The organism is Shewanella sp. SP1S1-7 (assembly GCF_031932105.1).
In the GTDB taxonomy this organism is placed as follows: Bacteria; Pseudomonadota; Gammaproteobacteria; order Enterobacterales; family Shewanellaceae; genus Shewanella; species Shewanella baltica.
Window position 1 is genome coordinate 1 of sequence record NZ_JAUOEU010000003.1, and the last position, 11,969, is coordinate 11,969.

The window sequence follows — 11,969 nt, forward strand, 5'->3', positions numbered from 1 at the left end:
AAAACCATAAATTCAATAAGGATATGTTAGTTTTTTAGCTAGCACTTAACATTTATGGCTCTATATGTATTAGTTTCATTCGAATAATCAAAGTTAGCACTATAAATCATTAAAAAAACAATAAGATAAATATAATGGCGGGCAGGCATGAATCTCTGCTTATTATATTTATCATAGACCTACCTTTATTCTAAATAATGTAATTTAAACAAATATTAGCCTGCGCTTAAATCACCTGTGAGCTATGACTGCAATCTTGGCAGGTGAGGGTATAGCTCTGGCTGCGTTTTTGTATTTTGATATTTTTGCTTTGGCACTGTGGGCAGGCTTGTTTCATTGGCGTGTTTTTAGTGCATTGGTTGCATTTGATGTAGTAACCAAACTTACCGTACATTGGGGTGTAGTTTGTTGATTCTCCACAATGTTTACAGCTAAGAATGCTGTGTGTGGCAGATTGAGTTATTGGTTGGGTTATGACTTCAACTGCTTTGTTAACTTCAAAGTGTGCAACAGGCTCATTGATTTGTTGTGTTTGCGCGAGCGTTATTTCACTCGTTGATTTATGTGGGTCTATATGTTGATCGATTAAGAAATTGGCAATGGAATTGAGTTCTTGTTGATTAAAGTCGGGGCGGGTGTCGCTTACATTTATAATGCGCATGAACTTACTTTTTAGATTCATGATCTTATCAAGTTTATCGACTAAAAACTCTGTTTTAACTAACAACTCAGAAATGGCCGTTGGCATAATATCTCTGTTGATTACCGCATCGCTTGATACTGCGCACACATGGCCCCAGCAACGCATGCCAAAACTTTGTTGTCTTATACCAAGTAATTTTCCTAGAATTTCTCTTCTATGCTGCTTTAGCATTTCTTTAAGCAGTGCTTGTTGTAGTTCAACTTGCTTGATAGGAGACGGCATACCAAACCATTTACTTCCGTGACTGCGCGTCCACTCACCCTGTTGGTTGACTTCCACATGGCCTTTTATGCTTTTGGATTCAATTAGCACAAAACCGTAGGTGTAGATAATTAAGTGATCAATTTGCGCGGTTTCGTCATTAAAGGTGAATCGAAAATCATTGATGACCAACACTTCTGGATGATCTTTGAAGGCGCGGCGTAAATAGAAGGCAACATCCTGTTCTTGTTTTTGACCCGCCATCGTTTGTGGTGTTTGGGTATTTTGAAGTGTTTTGGTTTTTAGAATCATTTATCAACAGCGTCCATTCATAACTTGATAATAATCAGCCTCATAATACCCACTTTGCCATTGAAAGATAAAGACAAAAATCGCTAAACGTTAACGTAGCTCAAAGATGGGAAAGTACAAATCTTTGGGGAGTTACATCCAACACAGAAGTTACAGAAGTTCACCTTCCCCTGCGAAGTTGCTGAAGGGTGTTGAAGACTCTTTATTGAAAGAATGGCGCGTGACGCAGACAGGACGTCTGCGTAGCTTTCGGGGGGAAGGGGCGAATGAAAATCGGTGATTTTCGCGCTTATGAGCGAGAGGCAGGGACTGCCGAACTGGGGGGCTTTACATGGATGTAAAGCGGAGCCATCGGAAGCGTTAGCGATTTTCGAATAAGCACTAAGCCAGTCTCTAATGCATGTAACTTCGCAAGGGGCGGCAAGGGAGATCCAAGAGGGAATTGCTGTTGATCCCCTCTTGGTCGGGTGTGGGTTGAAGACCCACGACTTTGATTAACCTCGGCCGTTAGGCCGCATAAACTCCAAATGTGAAACCAATCGCTAAAACTTTACTGATCCCTGATTTCGCAATCAAAACTCAAGTGTCGCATTAAGCGACAACAAAAAAGCCACTGTGGTCAGTGGCTTTTATCCTAAAAATCAGAATCTAAGCGATTCTACTTAGTCCAGACTTGGTTCTTCGCTGTAATCAATACCGTGGTAGCTCAGGCAAGCGTCGACTTCGTTACTGCTGCCTAGGATGACGGCAACACGTTGGTGAATTTGTGTTGGTTGAATATCCAAAATGGTTTCATAACCGGTAGAAGCCTTACCGCCAGCTTGTTCGACTAAGAAGGCCATTGGGTTGGCTTCGTACATCAAGCGCAGTTTGTACGGTTTTTTAGGATCTTTATTGTCGCTTGGGTAGGTGAAAATACCGCCACGTGATAGCACGCGGTGTACGTCGCCGACCATAGCCGCAATCCAGCGCATGTTGAATGATTTTTCGCGTGGGCCAATTTTACCGAGCAGTAAATCGGCAATATAGGTCTGCATTGGTGCTTCCCAAAAACGTTGGTTCGACATGTTAATGGCAAACTCTTGAGTTTCTGGGGTAATGCTTACTGCGGCATTAGTCAGTAAAAACTCATTGGTTTCTGGATCCAACGTAAACATTTGTACGCCTTGACCTGTGGTTAATGCCAGCATGGTCGATGGACCATAAAGTACATAACCTGCGGCTAACTGATTGCGGCCCGATTGCAAAAAGCTTGTTTCAGTTAACTCGCCAGCAGGGGCGGGCCCCTTTGTTGCTGGTAATATGGAGAAAATGGTGCCGACTAACGAGTTGATATCAATGTTAGATGAGCCATCTAGCGGATCGAAACACACTAGATATTGACCATTTTGGCTGACTTCAACTACATGATCTTCTTCTTCCGACGCCAAACCGCGCACTGTACCGTCAGCTTTTAATGCATCTTTGAGCATGTCGTTGGTGATGATATCCAGTTTTTTCTGGGTTTCACCTTGGACGTTTTCTTGCTCAGTCGCGCCTAACAAGCCTGCTAGCGCACCGTGGCGAACGGCATGGCTAATGGCTTTTGAGGTGTCGGCTAAGGTTAAAATTAGCTGGGAGAGGGAGTCGTTCACTGCCTGTGAGGTCAGGTGCTGGGCCAGAGTCTGCATGTTATGTCCTTTAGAGGTTCAACAATGAGGTCAATTTCGTTATTTGCCGCGAATGATAACTCAGTTAGTCGACAATTTCAGCGATGTTGCTGATGCTTTTAGCGAATATTGGCGCTTTTAGGGATTATTTGGACTGAGCCTACGAGATGCTCCTAATTTGTATCTGTATATTGCATGCTATTTCTATTTGGGGTTTGCCTCTGGCACAATGTCGGCTTGTTTTTAATCGCTGACATCTTAGGCGATTATGCTTCCAAGGAATAATAATGATTAAAAATAGGTTAACTTGGTTCCCTGCGTGCTCACTTAAGGTGCGCGCCGTTCCCCTACTGATAGCGAGCCAAATGGCCATGATTTCGACAGCTATGATTTCAGCAACGACCCCAGCTTTGGCAATGGAAGGTGGCAAACTGCCACTGACGATTGAGCGAATGAATGCCTCACCTGCCTTAGCGGGCACCAGTCCCCGTGGCTTAAAATTGTCACCCGATGGGCAGCGCGTCACCTATCTTGCTGGCCGTAAAGACAATCAAAGTTTTTATGATCTCTGGCAGATGGATGTCAAAACCGCTGAGTCGAGCCTGCTATTAAACGCCGATAAACTCGCGACAAATGAATTATCCGATGAAGAAAAAGCCCGCCGCGAGCGCCAACGTATTTATGGCGAAGGCATTATGGAGTACTTCTGGGCCGATGATAGCCAAGCGCTATTAATTCCGGCTTCTGGCAATCTGTATTACTTTTCCCTCGTCGACAATAGCGTGACTCAATTGCCGATTGGCGAAGGGTTTGCTACAGATGCACGCTTATCGCCCAAGGGGCATTTTGTGTCTTTCGTGCGGGATCAAAATTTGTATGTGTTAGATCTGGCGACGAAAAAACTCCAAGCTATGACGACCGATGGCGGCGGGGCAATTAAAAATGCCATGGCTGAGTTTGTCGCTCAAGAAGAAATGGATCGCATGACCGGTTACTGGTGGGCGCCCGATGAATCGGCTATCGCCTTCACCCGTATCGACGAATCTGCGGTCGAGCAAGTGACGCGCAATGAGATCTATGCCGATGGTATTAAACTCACCGAGCAGCGTTATCCTGCCGCAGGTAAAAACAACGTCGACATCGCATTAGGTGTGGTCACGCTAAAAGATAAGGCCATCAATTGGGTGACCCTGCGCGAAGATAATAGCAAAGACAAGAGCAAAGACATTTATCTGCCGCGTGTCGATTGGTTGCCCGATAGCAAACACTTGTCTTTCCAGTGGCAGAGCCGCGATCAACATCAGCTCGATTTGCAGTTAGTGGCGTTAGATGCACTGACTAAGCCAAAAACCTTAGTGAAAGAACGCAGTGATGCTTGGGTAAACCTCAATAACGATCTGCATTTCTTAAAACAGCAGTCTGCCTTTATTTGGGCGTCTGAGCGTGACGGCTTTAATCATCTGTATCTTTTTGACTTAAAAGGCAAACTCAAAACGCAATTGACTAAGGGCGAGTGGGCTGTCGATGAGTTGGAATACATAGATGAAACCGCAGGCTGGGTGTATTTCACCGGCCGTAAAGACACGCCAATCGAGAAACAGCTTTATCGCGTGCCGTTAGCGGGCGGCAAGGTTGAGCGCGTGAGCAAGCAAGCGGGGATGCACAATCCTGTTTTCGCCGATAATCAGAGCGTATATCTGGATTATTTCAACAGCTTATCTCAGCCACCGCAAATCAGTTTACACGGTGACGAGGGCCAGCAACTGGCTTGGGTCGAGCAAAATGAGGTTAAGCAAGGTCATCCTTTATATGATTATGCAGGGCTGTGGCAAATCCCTGAATTTGGTGAACTGAAAGCCGAAGATGCCCAAGTGCTACAAACTCGTTTATTCAAACCTGTTCCCTTCGATGCAAGCAAGAAATACCCTGTCGTAGTGAGGGTTTATGGTGGGCCGCACGCCCAGTTAGTGACTAATAGTTGGAGCGAGCAGGACTACTTTACCCAGTATCTGGTGCAACAAGGGTATGTGGTATTCCAATTAGATAACCGCGGCAGTGCGCACAGAGGCACTCAGTTCGAGCAGGTGATTTACCGTCATTTGGGCGAAGCTGAAGTGAATGATCAAAAAGTGGGGGTGGATTATTTACGGAGTCTGCCCTTTGTCGATGCCGATAATGTGGCGATTTACGGCCACAGTTACGGTGGTTATATGGCCTTGATGAGTTTATTTAAGGCGCCGGATTACTTTAAAGCCGCGATTTCGGGCGCACCTGTGACCGACTGGCGCTTGTATGACACGCATTATACTGAGCGTTACTTAGGTCATCCTGAAGCAAATGAAAAGGGTTATGAAGCCAGCAGCGTGTTCCCTTACGTGAAAAACTATCACGCAGGTTTGTTGATGTATCACGGTATGGCCGACGATAACGTCTTGTTTGAAAACAGTACTCGGGTGTATAAGGCGTTGCAGGATGAAGGCAAGTTATTCCAGATGATCGACTATCCGGGATCTAAACATTCGATGCGCGGCGAGAAAGTGCGTAATCACTTATACCGCTCATTAGCGGATTTCCTCCATAGACAGCTGAAAAGCGATAAGTAACAGGCATAAAAAAACCAGATCCTAAGATCTGGTTTTTTTGTGGATTGATGTTTATCAAATCAATCCAGCTTCTCATGCGGGTGTTGCTTAGCTGGCAATTAGCCTTCTAAGTTACCGCAAAAGCGATAGCCTTCACCGTGGATAGTCGCGATGATTTCTGGCGTATCTGGCAAGCTTTCGAAATGCTTACGGATACGACGGATAGTCACGTCTACAGTACGATCGTGTGGCTTAAGTTCACGGCCAGTCATTTTCATCAGTAGATCGGCACGAGTCAAAATTTTGCCTGGATTTTCAACAAAGTGCAGCATAGCGCGGAATTCGCTACGTGGCAGTTTGTAAGATTCACCCTGTGGGCTCACTAATGAACGGCTGTTGATCTCTAAGCTCCAATCGTTGAAGCGATAGTATTCTACTGAGCTCTTTTCTTCGACTTCGGCACCAGCGCTGTTGACGCGAGTCAGAAGGTTACGAGCACGAATCGTCAATTCACGTGGATTGAACGGCTTGGTAATATAATCGTCCGCGCCAATTTCAAGTCCAAGGATTTTGTCGACTTCGTTGTCACGACCTGTCAGGAAGATTAGACCGATGTTGTTGATTTCACGTAGTTCACGCGCCAACAACAGGCCATTCTTGCCTGGCAAGTTAATGTCCATAACGACCAAGTTAATTTTGTTTTCCTGCATAGCCTTATGCATTTCTGCGCCATCATTGGCCTCAGTTACCACATACCCTTCTGCCTCGAAAATACTTCTCAGCGTGTTACGGGTAACGGCTTCATCTTCAACGATCAGAATGTGCGGATTTTGCATATTATTTACCTAAATTTTAATCAGTTTATACTAACCAATAAGAGCAACTTACTTCGGGCTCTTATATTCATAAAAGCGTTGATACTTCCTTGAACTGCTTTGTGCTCAAAAGGAAAATCTTTACGGTGACATCTATATCTGGATGTAGATTAAGTGCACGTTTAAGTGTAATACGAGAAAACGTAATCAGTACCAACTTCGATAAGCAATAGTTAGAATAAGTTCCTTAACTATTGTTTTTTTTAAATGTTTAAAAGACAAATCAAATGTAGAACACATTTTAAACAGATGCCCGGTCAGTTCACGTTACTTAAAGCGATATATGTAACAAACTGTATTGAACGATAAGCATCTTGCTCAATCTGTTTCAACTCACCAGTACGTACATTGTACTCGTTTTAGTCATTTGTTAACAAATGAAATGTTAACAAATTTTAGGTGAGTCGGGTTTTTTACCATGATATTTACTTTAGCTATTGATTAGTATAACTAATGTATTTGCGATTCCTGTGAGCCAGTTCACGCCTCTTTGGATTTTACTATCACTCTGCTACACTAGCCTGGGTTCATTTTTCGATTAGACTACCAATGGACAATACGACTCAAGATTTGTGGCAATGTTACCAAGCGCCGTTATTTTTGCTGACTCAAGCATTATCCTATGATTTTTCCTTTGCTGTTATTACCGCTCATAATCCCGCTTCAAAGCTGCTTTCTCCCAGTCAAAACCGTTTACTCGATCGCCAACTTCTCCGTGAAATTGAATTACTCGGCAGTCCCTATCGTGCTTTAGTGGGCGCGGCGCCGGATTTATCCCACATGGAAAAAAGCTGGGCCGTGTTTATCGATAGAACGATGGCGCTGCAATTGGGGAAGAAATTTAATCAATACGCGATTTATGTGGTCGAACAAGGGGAGGTGAGCTTAGTGCCATGCACCTTGGCCGGACATGATGAAGTGTGTTTAGGCAAATTTAGTGATTATGTGCAGCTGGTATACGAGTTACCCGATTTAAGCACTTAGTTGTTTTCAAAAGATTTTATTTAAATTATTCATTTGTTATGAAATTAGCATTGACTTCATTAGGGGTTTATTGCTACTTTTTTCGTCCCTTTCCCTAGGAAAGGAACAGAAGAGGAGCGTTAACTAGGTAGTCGGTCAGAGGAGCACAAACTCCAGCGATGACTGATGAGGGAGATTAACGCCGAGGCATAGATATGGTTGCTGCATGTTTATGTCGGTCGATCAGGCTGAATCCTGACGATTGTCACCTGTAATTGGTGGAGAGCTTCTGGTGACGATTGCTGTTTCCCTTCTTTTGGGGTGCGTTATCATTGAGCACCAGGCTCTTCGAACGAAGTTAGTTCGGAGTGTGATCATGTTAGTTAATCAATATTTTATTCAATCTGCGTTTATTTCTTGCCCTACGTGTTTCACGGAGGTGCGCTAATGTCCCTCGTTGTCGCAAAATTTGGTGGCACCTCAGTCGCCGACTATAACGCTATGAATCGCTGTGCCGACATAGTGTTAGCTAATCCTCATTGTCGTTTAGTCGTGGTCAGCGCATCGAGTGGCGTAACCAATCTGTTAGTGGAATTGACCCAAGAATCGATTAACGACGATGGTCGATTACAGCGATTAAAACAAATTGCCCAAATTCAATATGCGATTTTAGATAAGCTCGGTCGCCCTAACGATGTGGCCGCCGCATTAGATAAATTATTGAGTCGCATGTCAGTATTGAGTGACGCGCTCGCATCACAACGCAGCAAAGCGACCATGGATGAGTTGTTGTCCCTCGGTGAGCAATGTTCTTCGGCGTTGTTTTCGGCGGTGATCCGCGAGAAAGGTGTTAACTCTAGTGCCTTCGATGTGCGTCGAGTATTACGTACCGACAGCCATTTTGGCCGCGCGGAACCCCAGGTTGACCAGATTGCGATTTTAGCGCGTGATTATCTACAGCCACTGTTAGCGGAACAAGTGATTGTCACACAAGGCTTTATCGGTGCTGATGACGCGGGTCAAACGACCACGTTAGGTCGCGGCGGTAGTGATTATTCTGCTGCGTTGTTAGCCGAAGCGTTACGCGCCTCAGCGGTCGAGATTTGGACCGATGTAGCGGGGATTTATACAACCGATCCGCGTCTTGCGCCCAATGCTTTTCCGATTGCCGAGATCAGCTTTAATGAAGCCGCCGAGATGGCGACCTTTGGTGCCAAGGTATTGCATCCTGCGACCATTCTTCCTGCTGTCCGTCAACAAATTCAAGTGTTTGTTGGTTCAAGTAAAGAGCCTGAAAAGGGCGGGACTTGGATCCGTCATCAAGTGGAAGATGCGCCCGTATTCCGCGCTGTGGCTTTGCGCCGCGATCAAACGCTGTTAAATCTTCACAGCTTGCAAATGTTGCATGCGCAGGGCTTTTTAGCGGAAACCTTTGCGACATTGGCGCGACATAAGATCAGTGTGGATTTAATTACCACCTCAGAAGTGAACGTGTCTCTAACCCTAGATAAAACTGGTTCAGACTCTAGCGGCCAAGGTTTGTTGAGTGAGGCATTGTTGCAAGAATTATCACAGCATTGTCGGGTGCGCGTTGAAGACGGTTTGGCCTTAGTGGCGATTATCGGTAACCGTATTGCGACCACGCCGGGTATCTGTCGCCGTGTGTTTGAAGTGCTTGAGCCACATAATGTGCGGATGATTTGCCAAGGCGCCAGCCCACATAATCTGTGTGTGTTAGTAGCAGAATCGGAAGCGGCGCAAGTAGTTAAATCGCTGCATCAAAATCTGTTCGAAGGCGCTTAATATGTTGCCGACTACATCGTCTCTGCAAATCGGGGAGCTTGCCGCAGGGCAAGCCCTCACCTTGCCTATTTACCATTTTAAGCCGAGCGACGATAAGGCGACTGGCCCCAAAGTGTATATTCAGGCCAATGTCCACGGCGCTGAAGTGCAAGGTAATGCGGTGATTTATCAGTTGATGAAGCAGCTTGAACTCTGTGACATCCGCGGTGAAATCACCTTAGTGCCGCTTGCCAATCCCCTTGGGATCAACCAAAAAAGTGGTGAGTTTACCCTCGGCCGATTTGACCCTATTACGGGGTCGAACTGGAATCGTGAGTATTTGAATCATGCTATCGATTTGCCGACTTGGTATAGCGAACATGCCAAGCTCAGTGATAGCGAGCTGATCCAAGCTTATCGCAGTACTTTGGTTGAAGCTTGTCAGCAAAAGTTGCGTCACGAATGGGGCATTACTACTGGCCATAGGCTTGCGGTTAATCTGCAGATTATGGCCCACGGCGCGGATATAGTGCTCGATCTACATACGGGTCCTAAATCCTGTAAGCATTTGTATTGTCCTGAATATGACTTAGCTGCCGCGCAGTTTTTGTCGATCCCTTATACGCTTGTTATCCCCAACACCTTTGGTGGTGCCATGGATGAGGCGGCGTTTTGTCCTTGGTGGCAATTAAGTGATTTTGCAAAAGCGCAGGGGCGAGATTTAGCCGTTGCTGTGTCAGCGTTAACCTTGGAGTTGGCGAGCCAAGAGCGCGTCTGTCTTGAGGATGCGTTGGTTGATGCCCAAGGGATTTTGGCGTATTTAAGCCACCGCGGCGTGATCGCTGAAACCGTTGCGCCCGCTAAAATGCAGCGCTTTGGTTGTTACCTTAAGGACTATAAAAAGTATCACGCGCCAAGTTCAGGGTTAGTGGAATACCTCGCGCCTGTGGGTGAGCCACTGACTGCGGGACAGCCCTTAGTTAATTTACTGCGTATGGATTTATACGGTACGGCAGATGAGCTGAAGACGGTCAGTTTGCCGCAGGACTGCGTGCCGATTTTGCATTTTGCTTCGGCGTCTGTGCACCAAGGGACAGAGCTTTATAAAGTCATGACTCATGTGTTTGAGTTGCCGACGACATAATCGCCGATTAGAGCATAAGCATTAGCTCATAACATTCAGCTTATAAGAATGAACGAAAACAACGCCAATCCTAATCGATTGGCGTTGTTGTTTTTAAGGTGGCTATAACCACTTAAATCGATAAAACAGCGCCATTTGTAGGGCGACGAGTGAGATTAATATGCCGCAGAAGGTGGCGAAGGCCCAAGTGTTGTCGGCGCCCGGTATGCCGCCAATATTGACCCCGAGTAAGCCCGTTAAAAACCCCAATGGTAAGAAGATGGCCGACACTAAAGATAAGAAATATAAGCGCTTATTGAGCTGTTCCGATTGTTGGCTGAGTAATTCTTCCTGAGTCACATTCGCCCTATCGCGCAGGGCATCAAGATCTTCAATGGTGCGGATAAGCTTATCGTTTGTTTCCCTGAGTTTAAGTCGCTCTGAATCGTTAAACAGACTAACTTGCTCGGAAATCATTTTTGAAAAGGCTTCACGCTGGGGCGCTAAATAGCGGCGAATGGCGACGGTTTGGCGGCGCAGTTCGGCGATATCGGTGCGTAAATCTTTAACATTGCCTGAGACGACGAGCTCTTCTAAATCAGAGAGTTGTTCTTCTAACTTATCGATGAACTCGACTTTACGGTTAGTGAGTCGCTCGCAGACAGCGACGATAAAGTCGCCCGTAGTTGCAGGCCCATTTCCCTCAAGGATCAGCTCGGCGACATCTTTGACCGACTGTAACTCGCGATCGCAGGTGGATATGATCCGCTGTTTATCGGCATAAATACGCACGGCCACCATGTCTTCGGGAGCTGAATTAGGGTTGAGGTTGACGCCGCGTAACGCGAGCAATATGCCTTCGCCGGCGATAACGGCGCGGGGGCGAGTATCTTGGGCGAGTAGGGCATCACTCTCGACCTTCGGCAGGCCGCTATTGAGTATCCAGTGGCGCGCCTTTTTATTGCGATAGCGAAGGTGCAACCAGAGTAGACCATCCTGCGGATCCCATTTTTCGATCTGTTCTAAGCTTAAGGTGGAACCCGCTTGGGCGCCGCTTAGCACTAAACTGTAGATAAATCCTTCGTGCATATCGCATTCCATATAACTTTCAAAATCATACAAACAAGCTAACTGATTTTGCCGCGAAAATGAAGTGAGTACTCGTGCTTAACGGCGTGGCAACGCGCTTTATACTGCGTTTAAGGCTTTCGACAGAGCACCATTATGCCTTCAAGCCTTCGCCTTGCCTAAAGCGCGTTGAACTCCCGCTGAATGAACAGATATTTTGTACGATTGGTATTAAATCAGCTGTGCTGCGGGAGGCGAGCAACTTCGCCAAGGATAGGTTAAAATTAGCATTAGTAGGCTTAGAGCAAAGAGACAATAAAATGGAATACGAATTTCGGCGTAACAGTTTAACCGGCACTTTTCTGGCCAGCTTTAGCATGGATCATGAAGTGCTGGGGCAGTGGTTTACAGAAGAATTAGGGCCAGACTTAGCCAAAATTCAGCAAGTGTTGGGCATGATTAAAGACATTCAAACCGATAAACGCGGTGCATGGCGCCTCGTTGGTAATGATTTTACCTTAGAGTTAGAGCGTGAACAGGCGCGGGTGTTTGCGAATTCGTTAGGTTTTGAGCAAGAGTATGAGTTAGAAGAGGCTATGTCACTCTATGATGCTGAGTCTGAGGCCTATTGTGGCTTAGAGGACTTTGAGCAGGCGCTACTGAGTTGGCAGCAGTTTGTCGAGAAAGGTCTGTAATTATCCATTTAAGTCC

General features: G+C 45.9%; 9 protein-coding genes and 1 riboswitch. Of the genes, 5 read left to right on the forward strand and 4 right to left on the reverse strand.

Annotation, left to right across the window (positions count from 1 at the left end; translation table 11 throughout):
- Window positions 1-226 precede the first annotated feature (226 nt).
- Both Q4Q49_RS03305 and Q4Q49_RS03310 read right to left on the reverse strand, forming a co-directional pair.
- The gene (locus Q4Q49_RS03305; RefSeq protein WP_311998629.1) at window positions 227-1,216 is read right to left on the reverse strand and encodes an NERD domain-containing protein; all 990 of its coding nucleotides are present in this window, start codon (window positions 1,214-1,216) and stop codon (window positions 227-229) included.
- Window positions 1,217-1,878: 662 nt separating this feature from the next.
- Window positions 1,879-2,886, reverse strand: a complete 1,008-nt coding sequence (locus Q4Q49_RS03310) for a class 1 fructose-bisphosphatase (protein ID WP_311998630.1) — start codon at window positions 2,884-2,886, stop codon at window positions 1,879-1,881.
- A gap of 266 nt (window positions 2,887-3,152) precedes the next feature.
- On the opposite strand from Q4Q49_RS03310, the gene Q4Q49_RS03315 reads away from it, so the two are divergent.
- The gene (locus Q4Q49_RS03315) at window positions 3,153-5,468 is read left to right on the forward strand and encodes a S9 family peptidase (protein ID WP_311998631.1); all 2,316 of its coding nucleotides are present in this window, start codon (window positions 3,153-3,155) and stop codon (window positions 5,466-5,468) included.
- 98 nt (window positions 5,469-5,566) lie between these two features.
- On the opposite strand, the gene arcA is transcribed toward Q4Q49_RS03315, so the two are convergent.
- Window positions 5,567-6,283 carry a two-component system response regulator ArcA gene (arcA, locus tag Q4Q49_RS03320; RefSeq protein WP_006080127.1) on the reverse strand — a complete coding sequence of 239 codons (717 nt, stop codon included), beginning with the start codon at window positions 6,281-6,283 and terminating at the stop codon, window positions 5,567-5,569.
- A 588-nt stretch (window positions 6,284-6,871) separates the two neighbouring features.
- Between arcA and Q4Q49_RS03325 the strand changes: the two genes are divergently transcribed.
- The 3 genes from Q4Q49_RS03325 to Q4Q49_RS03335 all read left to right on the forward strand — a co-directional run bounded on the left by Q4Q49_RS03325 (window position 6,872) and on the right by Q4Q49_RS03335 (window position 10,211).
- Complete coding sequence (locus tag Q4Q49_RS03325; RefSeq protein WP_012090229.1) at window positions 6,872-7,306, forward strand: DUF3293 domain-containing protein; 435 nt, start codon at window positions 6,872-6,874, stop codon at window positions 7,304-7,306.
- A gap of 101 nt (window positions 7,307-7,407) precedes the next feature.
- Window positions 7,408-7,582: riboswitch (Lysine riboswitch) on the forward strand.
- A 150-nt stretch (window positions 7,583-7,732) separates the two neighbouring features.
- Window positions 7,733-9,088 carry a lysine-sensitive aspartokinase 3 gene (gene lysC / locus Q4Q49_RS03330; RefSeq protein WP_311998632.1) on the forward strand — a complete coding sequence of 452 codons (1,356 nt, stop codon included), beginning with the start codon at window positions 7,733-7,735 and terminating at the stop codon, window positions 9,086-9,088.
- 1 nt (window position 9,089) lies between these two features.
- Window positions 9,090-10,211, forward strand: a complete 1,122-nt coding sequence (locus tag Q4Q49_RS03335; protein WP_311998633.1) for a M14 family metallopeptidase — start codon at window positions 9,090-9,092, stop codon at window positions 10,209-10,211.
- A 102-nt stretch (window positions 10,212-10,313) separates the two neighbouring features.
- On the opposite strand, the gene Q4Q49_RS03340 is transcribed toward Q4Q49_RS03335, so the two are convergent.
- Complete coding sequence (locus tag Q4Q49_RS03340; RefSeq protein ID WP_012588585.1) at window positions 10,314-11,279, reverse strand: zinc transporter ZntB; 966 nt, start codon at window positions 11,277-11,279, stop codon at window positions 10,314-10,316.
- 299 nt (window positions 11,280-11,578) lie between these two features.
- Between Q4Q49_RS03340 and Q4Q49_RS03345 the strand changes: the two genes are divergently transcribed.
- On the forward strand, window positions 11,579-11,953 hold the full coding sequence (locus Q4Q49_RS03345) for a YacL family protein (RefSeq protein ID WP_006084163.1): 375 nt from the start codon (window positions 11,579-11,581) through the stop codon (window positions 11,951-11,953).
- Window positions 11,954-11,969 lie beyond the last annotated feature (16 nt).